Origin of the sequence: Maritimibacter sp., from assembly GCF_016774595.1 — a bacterium.
GTDB lineage: Bacteria > Pseudomonadota > Alphaproteobacteria > Rhodobacterales > Rhodobacteraceae > Maritimibacter > Maritimibacter alkaliphilus.
Window position 1 is genome coordinate 1,366,219 of record NZ_JACBWT010000002.1, and the last position, 20,657, is coordinate 1,386,875.

At 65.3% G+C, this 20,657-nt stretch carries 18 protein-coding genes and 1 tRNA gene; 5 read left to right on the forward strand and 14 right to left on the reverse strand.

The window, feature by feature from the left end; all coding sequences use genetic code 11:
* Nucleotides 1-2: 2 nt before the first annotated feature.
* Nucleotides 3-1,307 (reverse strand): adenylosuccinate lyase, encoded by a 1,305-nt coding sequence (gene purB / locus HOY44_RS17865; protein WP_287436587.1) that lies wholly within the window; start codon nucleotides 1,305-1,307, stop codon nucleotides 3-5.
* Between the two features lie 71 nt (nucleotides 1,308-1,378).
* Between purB and HOY44_RS17870 the strand changes: the two genes are divergently transcribed.
* Nucleotides 1,379-1,795, forward strand: coding sequence for a DUF6314 family protein (locus tag HOY44_RS17870; RefSeq protein ID WP_287436589.1), 417 nt, complete (start codon nucleotides 1,379-1,381; stop codon nucleotides 1,793-1,795).
* A 10-nt stretch (nucleotides 1,796-1,805) separates the two neighbouring features.
* On the opposite strand, the gene HOY44_RS17875 is transcribed toward HOY44_RS17870, so the two are convergent.
* The 9 genes from HOY44_RS17875 to HOY44_RS17915 form a co-directional block, all read right to left on the reverse strand.
* Nucleotides 1,806-2,279 carry an NYN domain-containing protein gene (locus HOY44_RS17875; RefSeq protein WP_287436591.1) on the reverse strand — a complete coding sequence of 158 codons (474 nt, stop codon included), beginning with the start codon at nucleotides 2,277-2,279 and terminating at the stop codon, nucleotides 1,806-1,808.
* A 4-nt stretch (nucleotides 2,280-2,283) separates the two neighbouring features.
* Nucleotides 2,284-3,786 (reverse strand): replicative DNA helicase, encoded by a 1,503-nt coding sequence (locus tag HOY44_RS17880; RefSeq protein ID WP_138424021.1) that lies wholly within the window; start codon nucleotides 3,784-3,786, stop codon nucleotides 2,284-2,286.
* A gap of 223 nt (nucleotides 3,787-4,009) precedes the next feature.
* Nucleotides 4,010-4,690, reverse strand: coding sequence for an orotate phosphoribosyltransferase (locus HOY44_RS17885; RefSeq protein ID WP_287436593.1), 681 nt, complete (start codon nucleotides 4,688-4,690; stop codon nucleotides 4,010-4,012).
* A gap of 12 nt (nucleotides 4,691-4,702) precedes the next feature.
* Entirely contained in the window at nucleotides 4,703-5,740 is a 1,038-nt protein-coding gene (gene pyrC / locus HOY44_RS17890) for a dihydroorotase (protein WP_287436595.1), read from the reverse strand.
* 211 nt (nucleotides 5,741-5,951) lie between these two features.
* Complete coding sequence (locus HOY44_RS17895; protein ID WP_287436597.1) at nucleotides 5,952-7,001, reverse strand: glycosyltransferase family 2 protein; 1,050 nt, start codon at nucleotides 6,999-7,001, stop codon at nucleotides 5,952-5,954.
* Nucleotides 7,001-7,756 carry an FkbM family methyltransferase gene (locus HOY44_RS17900; protein ID WP_287436599.1) on the reverse strand — a complete coding sequence of 252 codons (756 nt, stop codon included), beginning with the start codon at nucleotides 7,754-7,756 and terminating at the stop codon, nucleotides 7,001-7,003. Before HOY44_RS17900 ends, HOY44_RS17895 begins: the two co-directional genes overlap by 1 nt.
* 63 nt (nucleotides 7,757-7,819) lie before the next feature.
* Nucleotides 7,820-10,162 carry a glycosyltransferase family 2 protein gene (locus tag HOY44_RS17905; protein ID WP_287436601.1) on the reverse strand — a complete coding sequence of 781 codons (2,343 nt, stop codon included), beginning with the start codon at nucleotides 10,160-10,162 and terminating at the stop codon, nucleotides 7,820-7,822.
* Nucleotides 10,159-10,824 (reverse strand): sulfotransferase, encoded by a 666-nt coding sequence (locus tag HOY44_RS17910; protein WP_287436603.1) that lies wholly within the window; start codon nucleotides 10,822-10,824, stop codon nucleotides 10,159-10,161. The genes HOY44_RS17905 and HOY44_RS17910 overlap by 4 nt, the downstream gene beginning before the upstream one ends.
* Nucleotides 10,821-11,843, reverse strand: coding sequence for a glycosyltransferase family 2 protein (locus tag HOY44_RS17915; RefSeq protein ID WP_287436606.1), 1,023 nt, complete (start codon nucleotides 11,841-11,843; stop codon nucleotides 10,821-10,823). The genes HOY44_RS17910 and HOY44_RS17915 overlap by 4 nt, the downstream gene beginning before the upstream one ends.
* Nucleotides 11,844-12,108: 265 nt before the next feature.
* Here HOY44_RS17915 and HOY44_RS17920 point away from each other — a divergent pair, with 265 nt between their 5' ends.
* The 3 genes from HOY44_RS17920 (at nucleotide 12,109) to HOY44_RS17930 (ending at nucleotide 16,070) form a co-directional block, all read left to right on the forward strand.
* Complete coding sequence (locus HOY44_RS17920; protein ID WP_287436609.1) at nucleotides 12,109-13,020, forward strand: AAA family ATPase; 912 nt, start codon at nucleotides 12,109-12,111, stop codon at nucleotides 13,018-13,020.
* Nucleotides 13,021-13,143: 123 nt separating this feature from the next.
* Nucleotides 13,144-14,400, forward strand: a complete 1,257-nt coding sequence (locus tag HOY44_RS17925; protein ID WP_287436610.1) for a vWA domain-containing protein — start codon at nucleotides 13,144-13,146, stop codon at nucleotides 14,398-14,400.
* A gap of 137 nt (nucleotides 14,401-14,537) precedes the next feature.
* The gene (locus HOY44_RS17930) at nucleotides 14,538-16,070 is read left to right on the forward strand and encodes a catalase (protein ID WP_287436612.1); all 1,533 of its coding nucleotides are present in this window, start codon (nucleotides 14,538-14,540) and stop codon (nucleotides 16,068-16,070) included.
* A gap of 71 nt (nucleotides 16,071-16,141) precedes the next feature.
* Here HOY44_RS17930 and HOY44_RS17935 read toward each other — a convergent pair.
* The 4 genes from HOY44_RS17935 to HOY44_RS17950 all read right to left on the reverse strand — a co-directional run bounded on the left by HOY44_RS17935 (nucleotide 16,142) and on the right by HOY44_RS17950 (nucleotide 19,290).
* Nucleotides 16,142-16,215 (reverse strand) — tRNA-Gly (locus tag HOY44_RS17935).
* A 50-nt stretch (nucleotides 16,216-16,265) separates the two neighbouring features.
* Nucleotides 16,266-16,742 carry a pentapeptide repeat-containing protein gene (locus tag HOY44_RS17940; protein WP_287436614.1) on the reverse strand — a complete coding sequence of 159 codons (477 nt, stop codon included), beginning with the start codon at nucleotides 16,740-16,742 and terminating at the stop codon, nucleotides 16,266-16,268.
* A 60-nt stretch (nucleotides 16,743-16,802) separates the two neighbouring features.
* Nucleotides 16,803-18,824: an ASKHA domain-containing protein gene (locus HOY44_RS17945; RefSeq protein WP_287436616.1), complete on the reverse strand. Its 2,022-nt coding sequence runs from the start codon at nucleotides 18,822-18,824 to the stop codon at nucleotides 16,803-16,805.
* A gap of 136 nt (nucleotides 18,825-18,960) precedes the next feature.
* Complete coding sequence (locus HOY44_RS17950; protein ID WP_008329247.1) at nucleotides 18,961-19,290, reverse strand: HesB/IscA family protein; 330 nt, start codon at nucleotides 19,288-19,290, stop codon at nucleotides 18,961-18,963.
* 88 nt (nucleotides 19,291-19,378) lie between these two features.
* Here HOY44_RS17950 and HOY44_RS17955 point away from each other — a divergent pair, with 88 nt between their 5' ends.
* A complete protein-coding gene (locus tag HOY44_RS17955) occupies nucleotides 19,379-20,548 on the forward strand; it encodes a deoxyguanosinetriphosphate triphosphohydrolase (RefSeq protein ID WP_138424009.1) in 1,170 nt (389 codons plus the stop codon).
* Nucleotides 20,549-20,657 lie beyond the last annotated feature (109 nt).

Here is a 20,657-nt window from a genome sequence, read left to right on the forward strand (position 1 = left end):
GATCATGCGCCGAAGACGCGCTTGAAGATCGTGTCGACGTGCTTGGTGTGGTAATCCATGTCGAACTTGGCGCGGATACCGTCCTCGCCAAGTGCCGCCACGACCTCGTCGTCGGCCAGCAGAAGCTCTTGGAAATCGAGGCGTTCTTCCCAGACCTTGAGCGAGTTGCGCTGAACCATGGAATAGGCGTCCTCGCGGCTGACACCGGCTTGGGTCAGCGCCAGAAGCACGCGCTGCGACATCACCAGACCCGGGAATTTGTTCATGTTTTCAAGCATGTTATCGGGATAGATAATCATCTTGTCGACCACGCCCGCCAGACGGTTCAGCGCGAAGTCGAGCGTTACGGTGGCGTCCGGGCCGATCCCGCGTTCGACGGAGGAGTGCGAGATGTCGCGTTCGTGCCAGAGCGCCACGTTCTCCATCGCCGGGATCACGGTCATGCGCACGAGGCGGGCGAGACCCGTGAGGTTCTCGGTCAGGACCGGGTTTTTCTTGTGCGGCATGGCCGACGAGCCCTTCTGGCCCATCGAGAAGAACTCGGCCCCCTCCAGCACCTCGGTGCGCTGCATGTGGCGAATCTCGATCGCGACATTCTCGATGGAACTAGCGATGACGCCCAGCGTGGCGAAGAACATGGCGTGACGGTCACGCGGGATCACCTGCGTCGAGATCGGTTCGGGGCGGAGGCCCAGCTTTTCGCAGACGTGCTCTTCCACCGCCGGGTCGATGTTGGCGAAGGTGCCGACCGCGCCGGAAATCGCGCCGGTGGCGACCTCGGCGCGCGCCGCTTTCAGACGGGCGAGGTTGCGGTCGAACTCGGCATAAAAGCGCGCGAAGGTCAGGCCCATCGTGGTCGGTTCGGCGTGGATGCCGTGGCTGCGCCCGACGCGGACGGTCATCTTGTGCTCCATCGCGCGCTTTTTCAGCGCGGCGAGCACCTTTTCCACATCCTCGATCAGGATGTCGGCGGCGCGCACGAGCTGGACGTTGAGGCAGGTATCGAGCACGTCCGAAGACGTCATCCCCTGATGGACGAAGCGCGCCTCGTCCGACCCGACATGCTCGGCCAGATGGGTGAGGAACGCGATCACGTCATGCTTCGTCACCGCTTCGATCTCGTCGATCCGGGCCACGTCGAAATCCACGTCCTTGGCCTTCCAGACCGCATCGGCGTTTTCGCGCGGGATCACGCCAAGGTCGGCTTGCGCGTCGCAGGCGTGGGCCTCGATCTCGTACCAGATCTTGAACTTGGTGGCCGGCTCCCAGATGTCGGTCATTTCTTTGCGGGCATAACGCGGGATCATGGGGCGGCCTTTCGGTTTGTGGGCGGGTCGCGCGCGTCATAGACTGACGTTCCGGAAGGGGCAAGGTGAGCATGGCAACGCTTTTCGACTTCGAGGGCCGCTGGCGCGTGGCGCGCCGGATCGACGACCGGATGGCGGGCAGGGCGGGCCGGTTCGAGGGCGTCGTGACCTTCGCGCCGGATGGTGAAGGGCTGACCTGCCGCGAAGTGGGCGAACTGACCTTCGAGGGCGGCACGCCGTTCGCCGCGACCCGCACCTATCTGTGGCGGCAGGGCGACGGGGGGATCGAAGTCTACTTCGGGGACGGGCGCTTCTTTCACCGGATCGGACCCGATCAGGCCCCGATCGCGCAGCATTGGTGCGACCCGGACGATTACCGCGTGGCCTATGACTTCACCCTCTGGCCCGACTGGCGCGCGACGTGGGAGGTTACCGGCCCGCAGAAGGACTATTTCATGGTCAGCGACTACTTCCGGATCGCGCCCTGAGGCGGAGCCTTCAAGTCTTGAGATGGAGCCGGTTGCCCCGGTAGCCGCCCCGGATGAGCCGGCCTTTGACGGTGACGAAGTGATAGCGGTCGGCCCAGTCGCGGAACCGGTCGTTCGTCACGATCCGGGCGTTCATTTCGGCGGCCGCCCGCAGCAAATGACCGTCGGCCTGCGTGCCTTTCGGAACCACCATCACACGTTTCTCAGGCAAATTCAGATGCTTGGCGAAGGCGCGATCATGCGTGTAGCGCCCGAACAGCAGATAGCCTGCGTTGGCGTCGAACATCACGCCGGGGCGAAACCCGTCCGCTTCGAGCCGCTTGACGACCTGCCGAACGGTGCGGATGTCCGGCGTCTCGCCGCGCCAATACATGACGTTCGATCCGTCGACCAATACGGCCGGGCGACGCGAACGGCGCACCCGCAGGACGAGTGCGCCGATGAGAAGTCCGAGGACGAAGACCCCAATGGCGAGGGGCGACATGGGCTTAGTAGCCGTCCGGCCCGCCGCCGCCCTGTTGCCACGGCTGCACGAGGTTGCCGAAGCGCGTGAAGCGGCCCTCGAAGCTCAGTTCGACCGTGCCGATGGGGCCGTGACGCTGCTTGCCGATGATGACCTCGGCCTTGCCGTGCAGACGCTCCATCCGTTCCTGCCAGGCCGCCATTTCGTCGAGCCGGTCGTCCGACGGCTTTTCGCGCTCGGCATAATATTCCTCGCGGAACACGAACATGACGACGTCGGCGTCCTGCTCGATCGAGCCGGATTCGCGAAGGTCCGACAGCTGCGGGCGTTTGTCGTCGCGGCTTTCCACCTGACGCGACAGCTGCGACAGCGCGATGACGGGGATGTTGAGTTCCTTGGCGATGGCCTTCAGCCCCATCGAAATCTCGGCGATCTCGTTCACCCGGTTCTCGGCGGTGCCGCGCACAAGCTGGAGGTAGTCGACCATCAGCACGTCGAGCCCATGCTCGCGCTTCAAGCGCCGCGCGCGGGCGGCCAACTGCGCGATGGGGAGCGCGGGCGTGTCGTCGATGTAAAGCGGACAGCTTTCCAGCGCCTTGGCGGCATCGACGAAGCGCCGGAACTCGGCCTCGGTCATGTCGCCGCGCCGGATCTGTTCGGACGGGACTTCGGAGGCTTCGGACAGGATACGCGCGGCGAGCTGCTCGGCACTCATTTCGAGCGAATAGAAGCCCACGACACCGCCGGACACCGCGCCTTCGGACCCGTCGGGTTTCTTGCCCTTCTTATAGGCCTTGGCGATGTTGAACGCGATGTTTGTGGCGAGCGAGGTTTTCCCCATCGACGGACGACCGGCGAGGATCAGAAGGTCCGAGGGGTGCAGGCCCCCCAACTTCTTGTCCATGTCGGTGAGGCCCGTCGAGATACCCGCAAGGCCACCGTCGCGCTGGTAGGCGGCGTTGGCGACCTGCACCGCATCGGTGACGGCGGACAGGAAGCTGACGAACCCGGATGAGGTCTTGCCGGTTTCAGCCAGTTTATAAAGCGACTGTTCGGCGGCGACGATCTGCTCGCCCGGCTCGTTGTCCTTCTCGAACCGCACCGCGCGCGCGGCGATGTCGGCGCCAAGGCGGATCAGTTCGCGGCGCTGGTGCATTTCGTAGATCAGCTGCGCATAGTCGCGCGCGGCGAAGGACGAGATCGCGGCACCGGCGAGGCGCGCGAGGTAGGCGGGACCGCCCAGTTCCTTGAGCCCCTCGTCATCTTCCATGAACGCCTTGATCGTCACCGGCGAGGCGAGCGCGTTCTTCGAGATGCGCTGTTCGGCGATGTCGTAGATGCGCCGGTGCACGGGTTCGTAGAAATGCTCGGGCCGCACGATCTGCGCCACGCGGTCATAGACCTCGTTGTTCGTCAGAATCGCGCCGAGAAGCTGCTGTTCGGCCTCGATATTATGCGGGACGCTGTCCGTCGCGTCGTCTTTTCCGTCCGCCGGCTCGCCCGGCCGGAACGGTGACACCTGATTCATGATTTCCCCCAAAAGCGTTCAGTGGGAATAGCTTAAGAGCGGTTCTTGAGGCTAGGCCTTAAGAAGTCTGCGGATAACCCTGTGCATATCCGCGACCACCGGCCAAATCGCCCGACCACATACCGCCCAGTGTAGCACGCCGCGCCGCGATATCTATATCTTGTTTCACGGTAAGCGGACGAGCACGGAGTCGTCCACAAGCCCGACGAAACGATCCACAGTTCTATCCCCGCTTATTTTTCTCCTGCCAGTCGCGCGGCGCGTTCAGGAAGGCTTCGACCTCGGTCAGCGTCTCGGGCGCGAAGCTGCCGGAGGATTTCGCCTCGGCCAGAACGTCCCACCAGGTGCACAGGTGGTGCAGTTGCACACCGTGATCGCCTAGCGTTTTTTCGGTCTCGGGGAAGATGCCGTAGTAGAAGATCACCGCCGTATGGCCGCAGGTGGCCCCGGTTTCGCGGATCGCGTCGACGAAGGACAGCTTCGATCCGCCGTCGGTGGTGAGGTCTTCGACCAGCAGCACCCGCTCGCCCTCGCTCATCGCGCCTTCGATCCGGGCGTTCTTGCCGTAACCCTTGGGCTTTTTGCGCACATAGGTCATCGGCAGGGCGAGGCGTTCGGCCACCAGCGCGGCGAAGGGAATGCCCGCGGTCTCACCGCCCGCGACATTGTCGAAGGCCTCGAAGCCTGCGTCGCGCATCACCGTGACGGCGAGGAAATCCATCAGCGTCGAGCGGATGCGCGGGTAGGAGATCAGTTTGCGACAGTCGATATAGGTCGGGCTGGGCAGCCCGGAGGCGAGGATGAACGGATCCTCGGGGCGGAAGTTCACCGCGCCGATTTCCAGCAGCATCCGGGCGGTCAGGCGGGCGATTTCGGCCTTGTCGGGAAACGAGGTGGGGATCATCGGATGCTCCTGTTATGCCACGGACCAATGCAGCGGCCGGCCCGGATCGAACACCGTCACGGTGTCGGGGCCAGCGGCGATTTTGGTCGGAAGATCAAGGGGATCGCCCTTGGTGAGGGTCAGCGTTTCGTCCGACACCGGCAGGCCGTAGAAGGCGGGGCCGTTGAGCGAGACGAAGGCTTCGAAATGGTCGAGCGCGCCGTGAGCTTCGAACACCTCGGCAATGCAGGACAGCGCGATGGGCGCGGTGAAGGCGCCTGCCGCGCAGCACTCGGCCTCTTTCCTGTGGGTCGGATGCGGCGCGCTGTCAGTGCCGAGGAAGGTGCGGGAGAAGCCGGAGGTGGCGAGGTTCACCAGCGCCTCGCGGTGGTCGCGGCGTTTGAGGATCGGCAGGCAGTAGTAATGCGGGCGCATCCCGCCCACCAGCATGTCGTTGCGGTCGAGCATGAGGTGCTGGACGGTGATCGTGGCCGCCAAGCTGTCGTCGCCCGCCTGCACATATTGCGCGGCTTGGGCGGTCGTGACGTGCTCCATCACCACTTTGAGGCCGGGGGTGGCGCGGCGGATCGGGTCGAGCACGCGGTCGATGAACACCGCTTCGCGGTCGAAAATGTCGATCTCGGCATCGGTGACTTCTCCATGGACGCAGAGCGGCAGGCCGATCTCGGCCATCACGTCCAGCACGCCGCGCACCTTGTCGAAATCGCGCACGCCCGAGGCGGAATTGGTGGTCGCGCCAGCGGGGTAAAGCTTGACCGCCGTGACGAGGCCCGAGGCGGCGGCGCGGCGCACGTCTTCGGCATCGGTGTCTTCGGTCATGTAAAGCGTCATGAGCGGCTCGAAGGTCATTCTATCGGGCAGGGCGGCCATGATCCGCTCGCGGTAAGCGGCGGCATCGCTGCCGGTCACGACGGGGGGCACGAGGTTGGGCATCACGATGGCGCGGCCGAAATGGCGGGCGGTTTCGGGCAGGACGGCAGCGAGCATCGCGCCGTCGCGCAGGTGCAGGTGCCAGTCGTCGGGGCGGCGGATCGTGAGGCTTTGGGTCATGCGGGGGGATTAGCCTGTCGGCGCTGGCTTCGCCAGAGGTTTTGCGCCCTGCTGCGCAGGTCGCGGCGGGCGCGGCTTCGCCGCGCTTTGGGGTGCGGACCTCGGGCGGTGGTGCGGGGCGGCGAGGGCGGAAAGGGGGCTGTCTGCCCCCTTGGACGTGTTTGCGGGCAAACACGTCCTACCCCCGAAGGTATTTTCGGACCAGAGAAGATCAGGCGGTGTTGGTGGTCCGCCGGGCGTCGCGCTGGCCGTAGGTGATGAGGAAACGCGCGGCCTCCATCGAAAGCGGGCGGGCCGGGGGGCTCATCATCAGGCGGCCCATGAGGGCGCGGTTCGGTTCTTCGAGCATGAGGGCGTCGAAACGCTGCCGTCGCCAGAGCACCGCCTCGGCGTGCAGCTCGGCCAGTTGGGTGTCGGCCATGAATCGGTCGAGCCACGCATCACGCAGGGAGCCGGACTGGCGGATCGAGGTGTCGTCTTCGGAGACCCAGTTGCGCTCGGTCCAGTAGTCGAGGCCGAGCGCATCGCCCTCGTGGACGGCGCGGCCCCGGTCGCGTTTGAGAATGTAGCTTTCCATCGCGCCCAAGGGGTAGTGGTTCAATTGGACGAGGCCGTAGTTCGGGCGGCCATAGTGCGAGAAGATCGGACCCTTGCGAAAGCGCGGGCCCAGGTCGCGGCCCTCGCCGTCGAACCAGCGCGCGTCGTCGGCCTTGGGGCCGGGCGCGCGGGGGCGGTGGACGCCGAGTTTGGCGTAGGCGCCGTCGTTTCGGTAGAGCGTCTTGAACATGCTCGCCCGCCACGGCCAGTACATGATTTCGGGCGCGGCGCGGGTGAACTGGGCGGTGATCGGCAGGTCTTCGAACCGCACGACGCCGCCATTGCCGAAAAGCCGCCAGGTGAGCGTGATCGCGTCGGCGTCCGGGAGGGCGGCGAGGAGGGCGGCGAGCCTGTGGTCGCCGGTGTGGATGTTGACGAACTCGTCCACATCCAGCGCGCAGAGCCAGTCGGCGCCGGTGACGGCGGGGTGTTTGTCGGCGAGTTTCAGCGCGGCGAACTGGATGCCGCCTTCGTGCGGGCCGTCGTTGCGCACATGGTGGACGGGGGCGACCTCGGCCAGCCGGTCGAGCATCGTGTCGGTGCCGTCGTCGCAGTCGTTGGACAGCACCACAAGGTCGGTGAACCCGATGCCCAGATGATGCGCGACCCATTCGATCAGGAACGCGGCTTCGTTTCGGACCGTCAGGACGGCGGTGAAGCGCATCAGAAATCTTTCTTGAAGACCAGAACCTTGGCGACCGAGGCTTTCGGGAAATAGGTCAGCCCGTTGCGGTGCATCGCGTCGAACACGGCGCGCACGCCCGTTTCCCCGATCCACTGCGGATGCACCTCGATGATGGCGAGACGGATGCCGGAGAGCGTCGCCTTGTCGAACAGGTCCGCTTCGGCGCCTTCGATGTCGCAGACCAGAACGGTGGGCTTCAGATCCTTCCACACCGTGTTGATGTTCAGCACCTCGATGTCATGCTCGGCCACCACCGGCACGTCGAGTTTCGCAGGGTTTTCCTCAAGCGACGAGGTCAGAAGGTTCTCGCGCTGGTAGAACGTGGCCTTGCCCTTTTTCGGGCCGACGATGGCGTTCATGACGGTCGCGTTCGTGATCCCGTTCAGCGCGTGGACGTCGCGCATATAGGCGACGGCATCCGGGTTCGGCTCGAACACGTGGACGTGGCTTGCCTTGCAGTTGCGGGCCATGACCGAGGACATGAAGCCGATGCCGCCGCCGAGTTCCAGCACCACGTCGTCGGCGGTGACCTGACTGCGGGCGGCATCCGCTTCGGTCCGCTCGTAGTTGTTGCGCCTCAGCGCACGGCGCAGGCGGGGGGCGAGGATTTCGGGGCGGTCGGGAAACCTAAGGCCCCGGCAGCGGATCATGTCCTCGCCGCCGTCCTCCGCCTCCGGCATCGGTGTCTTGGGTTTGACCTTCATCTGAAAGGCCCGGTCCTGTGCAAGCGCCATGTGACTGCTCCTGATCTGACTGCGGTATCTCCCGCTTTCGTCGGCTGGTGCTCTTGCGGCACCTTAGCTTTCCATATCGAGCGCGAGGGCGAAGGCCACACGCTCCATCTCGGTGAGTTTGGTTTCGAGGGCCTGCGCGTAAAGCTCCTGAAACTCCGGCGTCTCGTGCAATTCGTCGGCCTTGGCGCGGTGCCAGGCATATCCTTCGTCGTGGATGCGCCTGAGCGTGGGGTCGGCCAGAAGCCGCTCCATCTCGGCCCGGACGCGCGGCACGTTGCGCTTGATCGTGACATCCCGGTTGCCGCCCCAGTCCATCCGCACCCAGTAGTTTATGCCGATGGAGCGGTCGACGTGCAGCGCGCGCCCGCGCTGGCGTTTGATGAGGAAGCTTTCGGCGGATCTGAGCGCGTAGTGATTGAGCTGCAAATGGTCGTAGCCGATGGTTTTGAGGTCCGAGCGCCAGCCGTTGTCCTTGTACTTGTCGGTCATCACCTGACCGGAGCCGTTCACCCACTGCACCCGGTCGCGCAGGGTTTCGTCCAGCTTGTTGGGGCGGTGGCAGGAAAACTTCTCATAAGCCCCGATGTTCTTGGTCATCGTCTTGAACCCCCAGGCCGTGTGGGGCTTGGGGCAGTATTTCGGGGCGGCGTCGTCGAACTGTTCGATCACCAGATCGCGGTTCAGTTCTGTCACGCCGTTGTGGCCGAACAGCCGCCAGGTCATCGCGACGTTGGTGGCGTCGGGGACGCGCTCGAAGAAATCCTCCAGCCGCCCGTTGCCGCAGCGGATGTTGATGAACTCGTCCACGTCGATGTGGATCACCCAGTCGGCGTTCTTGATGACGGGTTCCTTGAGCGATTTGTTCAGCGCGTATTGCTGGGGGGAGTTGCCCTTCCACTCGGTATTGTCGCGGTGCTGGAGCACGCCCATTTCCTGCAACCGGTCAAGAAGCGCGTCGGTCCCGTCGGTGCAGTCGTTCGTGTAGATCAGGAAGTTGTCGACGCCGATCATACGGTGATAGGCGACCCATTCGAGGATATAGGGCGCTTCGTTTTTCATGCAGCCGACGATGACGTTGCCGGAGCGGCCTTCGGGCAGGGTGCGGGGGGCGACCTCGGTAAACGCCGCCGCGATTTCTTCTTCGTTCACGCGGCCGAGTCGGTTGTGCGGGGCAAAGCGACCCGTGCGCAGGTGGTGAAAATTCTCCTTGGCGCGGGGCGACATGAGTTTCTCGGCGGTGGCCGACAGCTTGTCAGGCTGCGACATCTCGGTGCCGTTGATGTGGGCCTTCTGCGCGTCCTGTTGGCGGCGGCGCAACTCGGCCGTCACCATGTCGATCCGGGGCAGCGCAGCGGCGGCATATTGGGTCGCGCGAAAGCCATGCGTGACCTCGGCCTCGCTCCAGGGTTCGTCGGGCATCTCCGGGCGAAGGGCCGCTTCGATTTCCGGCCGGGCTTCTGCCAGCGCGGCATTGGCCGGCGCGAAATGTTCGGACAGCGCGGTGAGCGCGCCGGCGCCGATCGGTGACCCGTCGATCGACACCTCTTCCATGAACCGGGATTGAAGTTGGCGCGGGATGATCCGCCCCTGTGCCATCAGCTTCTCAAAGACGAGGTTCAAAGCGCGCCCTCTGGCGATGGTTTCGGCCGAGGGCCGTGGCGGCACCGGGGCCGGGTCCGCCTTGCCCAGCGGCAGGTCGACGCCGATCATGGCCGCGAGTTCTTCGGTCACGCGGTCCGAGGCGAAGAGCTCTTCGTCATAGGGACGCAGCCGCATCCGGCCGGGGCCGAAAACACCCTGCCAATGCGCCGTGAGCGCGGGCAGGTCGAGCCAGTGGGGCGCCGCCTGCACCTCGGGAAAGCCGTTCTGCATCGGGTCGATCCTGCCCCAATCGGCCAGCGCGGCCTTGCGCCAGTCGGAAGTGCCGATCAGGCCCAGTTCCTGACCCAGATCCGCGCGTCGCCCATCCAGCACCGCAGCCTCGTAGTGGCGCACGAGCATTCGGGCCTGTTCGTCCACATGGGCGACCACCTCGATCTCGTCCGATAGCGGGGCGAGCAGGGCGCGCAGACGGCGCAATTCGCCTGCATTGGGCAGGGTCGACAGTTGCAGTGCGGACAGGACCAGCACATCCGGCGCAGCCCGCTTCACCTCGGCGGCGAGGTCTTCGGCCACGCGATCGCGCAGCGCCTCCTGCGTTCTGGACGAGGCAAAGCCACGGGCAAAGCGCAGCGGGTCGATATGGCCGGGGTCGCTGACGGCCATGTAAAGCTTGGTGTGGTTGAGCCGCCCGAGACCGGAATAGAGCACCCCCGCCTTGGCGAGCGCGCCGCGCTTGTCGTCGAGCACCGACTGAAGCCGGTCCGCGCCGCAGACCGGCAGGCCGATATGAAGGACGATCCTCATGACACGCCATCCTCGGATTCGAGGTCGCTGTCTTCGTCGTCCTCGTCGCGCGGCTTGTGGTTTTCGTTCTCGTTCGCCTTGCCCCACCACGGCAGATCGACGCCGGTGAACCGGGCGATCTTGTCGGCGGCCTCGGGGTCTTCGATGTCGAACTCCAGAAAATCGTCGGCCCCGTCGAAGACATGGCGGCAGAACTTGATGTGGCTCTCGATCCAGCGTTCGATCTCGCCGGGATTCTGACCGTGGAACTGCGGCAGGCCCGGCACATGGTTCGCGGGCAGCCGGGTCTTGCCGAGGTTCGACCAGCGCCGGATGCTGTCGGCATGTTTTCCGGGGTCGCGGGCCGAGAGCAGGAACCTCGCGCCGGGATGATGCGCGCGGATGCCGGAGATGATCGCCCAGTCGGTCTGGGGCCAGAAGTTCCGGCCCCGACGGACCACGGAAATCTCGGTATAGGCGTCGAAATCTGGTATGGCGGACAGGGGATCGCCGGTCTCGAAATAGCCCAGATACATGAGCCGACCGACGAACCCCATCTTGTCGCCCTTTTCGTCCCGCGCCATCCAGTCCGCGACGCGCAACCCAGCCTCGGCAAAGGCGGTGGCGAGCGTCGTGGTGCCCGACTTGGGCAGCCCGAGGTTGATGATCTTGGGCAGGCTCACGCGATCAGCTCCATCAACGCGATTTCGGCGGGGCTTTCCTGTGGGGCCGCCAGCAGACGCGCGCGCAGGTCCTGATAGCCGGGTTGCGCGATCAGCTTGTCGCGCTTGGCGCGGTGCGCGGCGCAGGCGGCGGCGTGCAGATCGGCGATCTCGGGGTCCGACATCAGCGCGGCCATCTCGGCCTTGAGGCGCGGCAGATAGCGCAGGATCGAGCGTTCTTCCCACGCCGCATCGTTGCGTTCGCGCCAGTAGCTGTCGTCGAATTCCCGGTTTTCCCGGTTCACGTCGCCCCGGTCGTTCTTGACGAGGTAACTGTCGAGCGAGCGAAGCGCATAGTGATTGAGCGTCGCGAACGCCCGCGCGCCCTTGGCCGGAAACTTGCGCTTGCGGTTCTTGTTGGCCGCGGTGCGGAACTTCCACGGCACGTCGCGGCCCGAACCATCGGTCCAACCCGGTCGCGTCGCTTTCTTGATCCCGCCCTTCATAAAGGGACGGTGCGCGCCGAAGTACTGCACCGGAAAATCGTGGCGCGTCAGGGTCTTGACCTCTTGCGCCAGCTCGTCGCACCAGATGTCGGGGTTGTGGGTATAGGTGAACTGTTCGATCACCGGGCGATCCTCATAGGTCTCGATCCCGCCGTTCGCCATGAACTGAAACGTCACCGAAATCGCATGGGGGTCGCCGCAGGCCTCGATCAATTCCGGGATGGTCCCGTCGCCCACGTGGATGTTCAGAAACTCGTCCACATCCGCGATCCAGATCCAGTCGGCCCCGGTCACGACGGGCTGGCGTGCGGCGTGTTTCAGGGCTTCCATCTGGTAATTGCGCCCTTGGGCGGGGTTCGGCAGATGCTCCACGATCCCGCGCGCGGCCAGCGCATCCAGCATCGCATCGGTCCCGTCGTCGCAATCGTTCGAGTAGAACAGGTGATCCGTCACCCCGATCACGCGGTTGAAGGCGATCCATTCGATCAGGAACGGACCTTCGTTCTTCACGCAGGTGACGGCGGTGATCCGCATCACCGCGCCTCCGACCAGATTTCGGGAAGCTGTGCCATCTGTCCGCCTGCTCGCTCGTGCCGGATTGATCCGGTCTGCCCCGCGTTGTCGTTGCCCGTAGTATGCGCAAACTGCGCCAAAATCGTCAACTTTTTCACAAGACGGTCCATTCGGGCGTCGCGAATCCGTGACAGCGCCTACGACCAATTGACGAGGTCAGGGGGCGTGCCGCCCTTGACCCTTTCGTGCGAGACATATTCCATGAGCCGAGTTTGAGGAGGAGCGGATGACGCAGATACCCGAGGATATCGACGGGGTCGAAGAGATGCTGTCGGGCGAGAACTACGTGGTGGGCCGCGCGCTCGCCACCGTGACCTTTCTCGCCCTCAAGCTGGGGCGCCCGCTCTTTCTCGAGGGCGAGGCGGGGGTGGGCAAGACGGAACTCGCCAAGGCGCTGGCCGCCGCACTGGGCCGCCGCCTGATCCGGCTTCAGTGCTACGAAGGCCTCGACGCCGCCTCGGCGGTCTACGAATGGAACTTCCCGGCGCAGATGGTCGCGATCCGCACCGCCGAAGTGACCGAAGGCACCGACCGCGAGGCGCTGACGGACGAGCTGTTCTCCGACCGCTACCTGATCCGCCGCCCGCTGCTCGAAGCCATGTCGCCCCAACCCGGCGGCGCGCCTGTCCTTCTGATCGACGAGCTCGACCGCACCGACGAGCCGTTCGAGGCGTTCCTGCTGGAAGCCCTCAGCGATTTTCAGGTGACGATCCCCGAACTCGGCACGATCAAGGCGCCCGAACCGCCAATCGTGATCCTGACCTCCAACCGCACGCGCGAGGTGCATGATGCGCTCAAACGTCGCTGCCTCTATCACTGGGTCGACTACCCGTCCTTCGACAGGGAAATGGAAATCCTCACCGCCCGGGCCCCCGAAGCCTCCGAGCGCCTTTCGCGCGAGATCATCGCCTTCGTCCAGCGCCTGCGCACGGAGGACCTGTTTAAGAAACCGGGTGTGGCCGAGACGATCGACTGGGCCAAATGCCTGCTCGCCCTCGATGTCATCGACCTCTCACCCGCCGTCATCGCCGACACACTGGGCGCGATCCTGAAATACCAAGACGATATCCAACGCCTCGCAGGCTCCGAGGCCACGCGCCTGCTCGAAGAATCCCGTCAGGCCCTCGAGACCGCCTGATGCTCTTTCCGGTCTCGAAATATCCCGGGGGGTTTGGGGGGCTGGCCCCCCAGTTTGTCGTGTGGTTTGGAGGGCTGGCCCCCCAAGCGGGTCGGACCGGCGCAAGCCGGTGCGAAACCTGACATGGAGGGCCTTCCCGACCTCGACCTGCCGGAAAACCCCAAGCTCACGGCGAACATCACCCATTTCGCCCGCGCGCTTCGCAAGTCGGGGCTGAAGGCCGGACCGGGCAAGGTGCTGGAGGCGACGCGGGCGGTCGCCGCCGTCGGCTTCACCTCCAAGACCGATTTCTACTGGACGCTCCACGCCGTTTTCGTGTCCCGGCCCGAGGAACGGCGCGTCTTCCATCAGGTGTTCCGGCTCTACTGGCGCGACCCGCGCTACCTCGAACACATGATGTCGCTCATGTTGCCCGCCGTGCGCGGTGTGCAGGAGGATCGGGCGGCGAAACCAGCCGAGAAACGCGCGGCGGAATCGCTTCTCGACGGGATCGAACCCGAAAGGCCCGAGGGCCAGGGCGAGGAGGAGACCGACGAGACCCAGATCGAGGTCGATGCTTCGCTCACCATGTCCGCTGAGGAACGGCTGCGCACGCTCGATTTCGAACAGATGTCGACCTCGGAAGTGGCCGAGGCAAAACGCCTGCTCGCGCGCCTCACGCTCCCAGTGAAACCGCTTCAGTCGCGCCGGACCAAGGCCGCGCTCGACGGGCGGTTGCCGGACTGGCGGCGCACGATGCGCGACGCGATGCGGCAGGGGGGCGAAATCCGCGATCTGGCCAAGAAGGAACGACGCATTCGCTGGCCCAATCTGGTGGTGCTTTGCGATATTTCCGGGTCGATGTCGTCCTACAGCCGGATGGTCCTGCATTTCCTCCACACCGTCGCCAACCAGAAAGGCGCGGGCTGGGCCAAGGTGCATGGCTTCACCTTCGGCACGCGGCTCACCAACATCACCCATCATCTGGCCACCCGCGACGTGGACGCAGCCCTCGCCGCCGCCGGGGCCGAGGCGCAGGATTGGGAGGGCGGCACCCGGATCGGCGAAAGCCTTCATGCCTTCAACCGCGACTGGTCGCGGCGGGTTATGGGGCAGGGGGCGGTCGTGCTCATCATCACCGATGGTCTGGACCGCGACGACCCGGACCGGCTGGCGAAGGAAATGGAGCGTCTGCACCTGTCGGCCAAGCGCGTGATCTGGCTCAACCCGCTTCTCAGGTGGGAAGGCTTCGCGCCCAAGGCGGCCGGCATCCGCGCGATGCTGCCCCATGTCGACACCTTCCGCGCGGGGCACAACATCGCCTCGCTGGAGGCGCTGGCGCAGGCCTTGTCCCACCCCGACGACGCGGGCGAGAAGGCCCGGTTGATGGCCGCTCTCTGACGGGCGCATCGCCGCGATGGCGCGCGTGGATCAATGCCGCCAGACCCGAGGCCCGCGACGAAGTCGGGCGCGATGGAACATAAGCGCCAGCCCACCTGTTTCCGAGACGATCCACCTCGCAACAGGAAGGCGTTTCCATGACCAAGGACAAATCCGTCCCCCCGACCACCACCGATGCCGGCATCCCGGTGCAAAGCGACGAACATTCGCTCACCATCGGTTCCGACGGTCCCATCGTTCTGAACGATCATTATCTTCTTGAGCAGATGGCCAATTTCAACCGCGAGCGCATTCCGGAACGCCAGCCCCACGCCAAGGGCGGCGGGGCCTTCGGCTATTTCGAGGTCACGAACGACGTTTCGAAATACACGAAGGCCAAGGTGTTCCAGCCGGGGGCCAAGGTCGACACGCTGGTGCGGTTCTCGACCGTCGCGGGCGAGCGTGGCAGCCCCGACACCTGGCGCGACCCGCGCGGCTTCTCGGTCAAGATGTATACCGAGGAGGGCAATTTCGACATGGTGGGCAACAACACGCCCGTCTTCTTCATCCGCGACCCGATGAAGTTCCAGCATTTCATCCGCAGCCAGAAACGCCGCGCCGACAACGACATGCGCGATCACGACATGCAGTGGGATTTCTGGACTCTCAGCCCCGAGAGCGCGCATCAGGTGGCTTATCTCATGGGCGACCGGGGCATCCCGCGCACCTGGCGCGAGATGAACGGCTATTCCTCGCACACCTATTCGCTGGTGAACGACGCGGGTGAGAAATTCTGGGTCAAGTTCCACTTCCACACCGATCAGGGCGACGGCAACGCGTATCTCTCGCAGGACGAGGCCGACAAGCTGGCGGGCACCGATGGCGATTACCACCGCCGTGATCTGTTCAACGCGATCCGCGACGGGAACCATCCGAGCTGGACCCTGAGCTGGCAGATCATGCCCTACGAGGACGCCAAGACCTATCGCATCAACCCCTTCGACCTCACCAAGGTCTGGCCCCATGCCGACTATCCGCTGATCGAAGTCGGCAAACTGGTGCTGGACCGGAACCCGACCGATTTCCATACCGAGATCGAACAGGCGGCGTTCGAGCCCAACAACATGGTGCCGGGTGTGGGGCTGTCGCCGGACAAGATGCTGCTCGCGCGCGGGTTTTCCTATGCCGATGCGCACCGCGCCCGGCTTGGCGTGAACTACAAGCAGATCCCGGTGAACGCGGCGAAAAGCCCGGTTCACAGCTATTCCAAGGATGGCGAGGGGCGCACCGTGAACGTGTCGGACCCGGTTTATGCCCCCAATTCCTACGGCGGCCCCGCCGCCCAGCCGCAAAAGCACGAAGCGGGGCTGTGGGAGGCCGACGGCGAGATGGTGCGCGAAGCCTACAAGCTGCGCCCCGACGATGACGACTGGTCACAGGCTCATGCCCTCGTGCGCGACGTGATGGACGACGCGGCGCGCGAGCGTCTGGTGTCGAACGTCTCGGGCCATCTGCTCGACGGGGTCAGCGAAAAGGTCTTGAAACGCGCCTTCGACTACTGGCGCAACATCGACGAAGAGGTCGGCAACCGGATCGAAAAGGCGGTGCGCGACGAGCTGGGCGGCGAATCCGACGCCGAAGGCCTCGCCTCGGCGGAAAGCATCGCCCACACCCGCGACGCGGCCGAATAAGCGGCGCTTGGCACACCACGAAAACGCCGTCGCCCGCAGGGGTGGCGGCGTCTTTCGTGCCTGTCGGGGATTGGAGCGGGTGAAGGGAATCGAACCCTCGTCTTAAGCTTGGGAAGCTCCTGCTCTACCATTGAGCTACACCCGCGTGACGGCTGAGATACGATTGAGTGCGGGGTCCGTCAAGAGGCTCTGCGCCTAGCAGGCCCCGCGCGTTCCATCGGGCATGAGCGCGTCGCAAAGACGGGCATCGGTGAAATCCACCTCCGTCACCGTCGCCCCCGTCAGGTCCGCACCTGCCATGAGGGAGCTTCTGAGACTGGCGCCCGTCAGGTCGGCACCGGCAAGCGACGCGCCTTCGAGAAGGGCGCCCGTGAAATCCGCGCCCGCCAGAGCGCAGCCCGAAAGATCGGCGTCCTTCAGCACCGCGCCGGTGAAGATCGCGCCTTTGGCCGAACAGCCTGTCATCGTCGCGCCGGTCAGCAGCGCCCCGTCGAATGTCGCGCCGTCCACCGTCGTGCCGGTCAGGTTCGCCTCGCCCAGAAAGGCCCCGGAAAAGTCGCTGCCGGCAAGATCCTGCCCGGACAGGTCCGCGCCCTTGAGCATGGCGCTGGAAAAGTCCTCGGCGGCGGCGGCTTGGGTGAACAGGGCAAGGGCGAGCATGGCGCGGAGCATCAGGGGTCCTTTCGGCGACGGCAGGGCCAGTCTTTCGGGAATTCGCCTTCCCGGCAACCCTCAACCCCGCCGCCTGCGCCGCCGCCCGCCGTCGCCGCTGCCGCCGGTGTTGAAATCGACCTCCGGCAGATCGACGACCGAGCGCAGGATCGGGAAAGGATCGGCGGCGTTCGGCATGGCGGTGGCCGCGACGAAATGCTCCTGAAATCGCGGCTCGACGGCGGTTTCGATCTTTTCGATCCGGCGCACGAGCGCCTCGACCTCGCCCCGCGCCTCACGGTTCAGAAGTGCGATCCGCGCCCCGGTGCCCGCCGCGTTGCCCGCGCTCGTCACCCTGTCCAGCGGACAGTCCGGGATCATGCCCAGAACCATCGCGTGTTTGGGCGAGATATGCGCCCCGAACGCGCCCGCCAGCACCACCCGGTCCACGCGGTCCACGCCGCGCTTGTCCATGAGCAGACGCGCGCCCGCATAAAGCGCGGCCTTGGCCATCTGGATCGCGCGGATGTCGCCATTGGTCACGGTGATCCGGCGGTCGCCATCCTCCCACAACAGGTAGGAATAGGTCCGCCCTTCGGGGATGCAGCGCGCCGTGCCCGTGGCTTCGGCGGAGCCGATCAGCCCGCCGGGGTCCACGATGCCCGCCATGCGCATCTCGGCGACCACTTCGATGATGCCCGATCCGCAGATGCCGGTGATCCCACTCGCCGCGACGGCGGTCCGGAACCCATCCTCGGTCGACCACAGGTCGCAGCCGATGACCTTGAAGCGCGGCTCCTTGGTGACGGGGTCGATCTCGACCCGCTCGATCGCGCCGGGGGCGGCGCGTTGGCCCGAGCTGATCTGCGCGCCCTCGAAGGCCGGTCCAGTGGGGGAGGAACAGGCCAGCACGCCGGTCTTGTCGCCGAGCAGGATTTCCGCATTCGTGCCCACGTCCACGACCAGCACAAGGTCGTCGGAGCGATGCGGCGCCTCCGACAGCGCCACGGCGGCAGCGTCCGCCCCGACATGGCCCGCGATCAGCGGCAGAACATAGGCGCGTGTGCCGGGGGCGATGGTGAGGCCCAGATCGCTGGCCATCATCCGCTGGGCGGTCCCCACGGCAAGCGCGAAAGGCGCCTGGCCCAGCTCATATGGGTCGAGACCCAGAAACAGGTGATGCATCACCGGGTTCATCACGAAACTCGCGTCGAGCAGCGTCTCGGCCCCGATCCCGGCCTCTGCCACCAGCTCGCCGATCAGACGGTCCACCCCCTCGCGCACCACGCGCGTCATCTCGTCCGCGCCGCCCGGGTTCATCATCGAATAGGACACCCGGCTCATCAGGTCTTCGCCGAACCGGATCTGCGGGTTCATCAGGCCGGACGAGGCCAGAACTTCGCCCGTGACGAGGTTCACGAGATGCCCCGCGATGGTGGTCGAGCCAAGATCGACGGCCACGCCATGCAGCGGCCCCTCGAAGAAATCCGGCCAGAGCGCGACGACACGCGGGTCGCCGTCGTCGTGGATCGCCGCCGTCACCGCCCATTTGCCCCTGCGCAACGTGGGTTGCAGGGCGGGGAGGAGGTGACGGTCGATCCCGAGCCGCTCCAGCCCCACCTGCGCCTTGAGCGCGTTCAGCAGCCGGTCGAGATCGCTCGACGGATGATGCATGTCCGGCGCGGCCACTTCGACATAGGCAAGGCTCAGGGGCGACGAGAGCACGATGTCGCGCAACTCCGCCCGCTTGCGCACCACCTGCTTGTGAACCTGGCTTTCCGGCGGCACGTCGATCACGACGTCCTTCATGACGCGCGCCTGACAGCCCAGCCGCCGCCCGTCCTTCAGGCCCCGGATACGATCATAGCGCGCTTCGACCTCGTTCCATGCCGACAGCGCGTCGCGGGCGACCGTCACCCCGTGCTTGGCGAACTCGCCATAGCCCGGCGCCACCTGACATTTGGAGCACTTGCCGCGCCCGCCGCAGACCGAATCGAGATCGACCCCCAATCTGCGCGCGGCGTCCAGCACGGGCGTGCCTTCCGGCACCCGTCCGCGCTTGCCCGACGGGGTGAAAATGATGAGGGGGTCTTGGTCCGCCATGGCGCCTGTCTCGCTCCCGAGGTCTTCTTCTTCGGTCTGAAAATACCTCGGGGGTCGCAATTGTCACGCCATTGGTCCGAGAGACAATGGCGACGGGGCAGAGCCCCCGATTGCGACGCCTCGCGGCGCAAAACGGCTACATCGAGAACGAGGTGCCGCAGCCGCAGGAGCTTGACGCGTTCGGATTGTCGATCACGAAGCGCGCGCCGATCAACTCTTCGGTGAAGTCGATGGTAGCCCCGGTCAGGAACGGCAGGGACACTTCGTCGATCACGACCTTCTCGCCCGCGCCTTCGAGCACGAGGTCGCCGTCATCGGGCGCGTCCAGCGCTATGTCGTATTGAAAGCCCGAGCAGCCACCGCCTTCGACGGCCACGCGCAGCGCCTTGCCGTCCTTGCCTGCGCCAATCTCGCCCAGCCGGGCGAATGCGCGGTCGGTCACTTTGGGGGGCAGGTTGAGGTCCATGGTTCACCCGATGTTTCAAGTCCGTAACAGTTGGAATATATGAGCCTTGGGACAGGGCAACAAGAGACGAGAAAGGCGCTGCGGCACCATGAAGGCCACATTCGCGTGTGATCCGGCGCAAAGCCGGGGCAGGCTATACCCCGAAGAAGAAAGCCAGTTTCGCTCGTGTTTCCAGCGCGACCGCGACCGGATCATCCATTCATCGGCGTTCCGGCGGCTCAAGCACAAGACGCAGGTGTTTCTGGAGCACGAAGGCGACTATTACCGCACGCGGCTGACCCATTCCATCGAAGTGGCGCAGGTCGCGCGCACCATCGCGGGCACTCTGGGCATGTCCGGCCAGCTGACCGAAGCCGTGGCGCTGGCCCATGACCTTGGCCACACGCCGTTCGGACATACGGGCGAGGATGCGCTGGACGCGCTGATGCAGCCCTATGGCGGCTTCGACCACAACGCACAGGCTTTGCGGATCGTCACCTCGCTCGAACGGCATTATGCCGAGTTCGATGGGTTGAACCTCACCTGGGAAACCCTTGAAGGCATTGCGAAACACAACGGTCCGGTCACGGGCGAGTTGCCCGTCGCGCTGGCCGAATACAATGCGGTTCAGGACCTCGAACTGCATACCCACGCAAGCGCCGAGGCGCAGATCGCGGCACTGGCCGACGACATCGCCTATAACAACCACGACCTGCACGATGCGATCCGCGCCAAGCTGATCGACGAGGAGGAAATCCTCGTGGTGCCGATGATCCGGCGGTCCTATGCGGCGGTCGACCAGGCCTATCCGACCCTCGACATGAAGCGACGTCGGCACGAGGCGCTGCGCCGCGTCTTCGGCGTGATGGTCGAAGACGTTCTGGCGGCCTCGCGCGCCGCGATTGCCGAAGTTGACCCCAAGACCGCCACCGACGTGCGCATGGCCGGGCGTCAGATCATCCGGTTCTCGGACGAAATCTGGGAGGAACTCAAGCAATTGCGCGGGTTCCTGTTCCGCAAGGTCTATCGCGCGCCCTCCGTGGTGAAGATGCGTGAGGAGGTGACGACGATCATAGACGAGTTGTTCCCGTTGTTCATGGATCACCCCGATTACCTGCCCTCGGAATGGCGCGAGGACGTGGCGGAGGCCGCGGACGAGCGGGCGCTGGCGCGGATCGTGGCGGATTATATCGCCGGAATGACCGACCGCTTCGCCATCGAAACCCATTCGCGCTTCATCGGCGGCACCGACACCCGCTCCCGGCTTTTGTCCAAGTAAGCGGTGCGGGCTGGCGCCCGCGCTTGTCTTGCGCGTCCCCGCCTGCGGCAGGCACGCGCGGTGAGCGCTCTTGCCATTGGGCTGTGCGGGATGGTGGGCGGCGGCGCCT

Excerpts from the sequence above, each read along its gene's own strand:
- HOY44_RS17920 (WP_287436609.1), top strand. The coding sequence starts at position 12,109 with ATGACGCAGATACCCGAGGATATCGACGGGGTCGAAGAGATGCTGTCG.
- HOY44_RS17945 (WP_287436616.1), bottom strand. The coding sequence starts at position 18,824 with ATGGCGGACCAAGACCCCCTCATCATTTTCACCCCGTCGGGCAAGCGC.
- HOY44_RS17880 (WP_138424021.1), bottom strand. The coding sequence starts at position 3,786 with ATGAATCAGGTGTCACCGTTCCGGCCGGGCGAGCCGGCGGACGGAAAA.
- HOY44_RS17915 (WP_287436606.1), bottom strand. The coding sequence starts at position 11,843 with ATGCGGATCACCGCCGTCACCTGCGTGAAGAACGAAGGTCCGTTCCTG.
- purB (WP_287436587.1), bottom strand. The coding sequence starts at position 1,307 with ATGATCCCGCGTTATGCCCGCAAAGAAATGACCGACATCTGGGAGCCG.
- HOY44_RS17930 (WP_287436612.1), top strand. The coding sequence starts at position 14,538 with ATGACCAAGGACAAATCCGTCCCCCCGACCACCACCGATGCCGGCATC.
- HOY44_RS17870 (WP_287436589.1), top strand. The coding sequence starts at position 1,379 with ATGGCAACGCTTTTCGACTTCGAGGGCCGCTGGCGCGTGGCGCGCCGG.
- HOY44_RS17940 (WP_287436614.1), bottom strand. The coding sequence starts at position 16,742 with ATGCTCCGCGCCATGCTCGCCCTTGCCCTGTTCACCCAAGCCGCCGCC.
- HOY44_RS17905 (WP_287436601.1), bottom strand. The coding sequence starts at position 10,162 with ATGAGGATCGTCCTTCATATCGGCCTGCCGGTCTGCGGCGCGGACCGG.
- HOY44_RS17955 (WP_138424009.1), top strand. The coding sequence starts at position 19,379 with ATGAAGGCCACATTCGCGTGTGATCCGGCGCAAAGCCGGGGCAGGCTA.
- HOY44_RS17900 (WP_287436599.1), bottom strand. The coding sequence starts at position 7,756 with ATGGCGCTTGCACAGGACCGGGCCTTTCAGATGAAGGTCAAACCCAAG.
- HOY44_RS17895 (WP_287436597.1), bottom strand. The coding sequence starts at position 7,001 with ATGCGCTTCACCGCCGTCCTGACGGTCCGAAACGAAGCCGCGTTCCTG.
- HOY44_RS17950 (WP_008329247.1), bottom strand. The coding sequence starts at position 19,290 with ATGGACCTCAACCTGCCCCCCAAAGTGACCGACCGCGCATTCGCCCGG.
- HOY44_RS17885 (WP_287436593.1), bottom strand. The coding sequence starts at position 4,690 with ATGATCCCCACCTCGTTTCCCGACAAGGCCGAAATCGCCCGCCTGACC.
- pyrC (WP_287436595.1), bottom strand. The coding sequence starts at position 5,740 with ATGACCCAAAGCCTCACGATCCGCCGCCCCGACGACTGGCACCTGCAC.
- HOY44_RS17925 (WP_287436610.1), top strand. The coding sequence starts at position 13,144 with ATGGAGGGCCTTCCCGACCTCGACCTGCCGGAAAACCCCAAGCTCACG.
- HOY44_RS17875 (WP_287436591.1), bottom strand. The coding sequence starts at position 2,279 with ATGTCGCCCCTCGCCATTGGGGTCTTCGTCCTCGGACTTCTCATCGGC.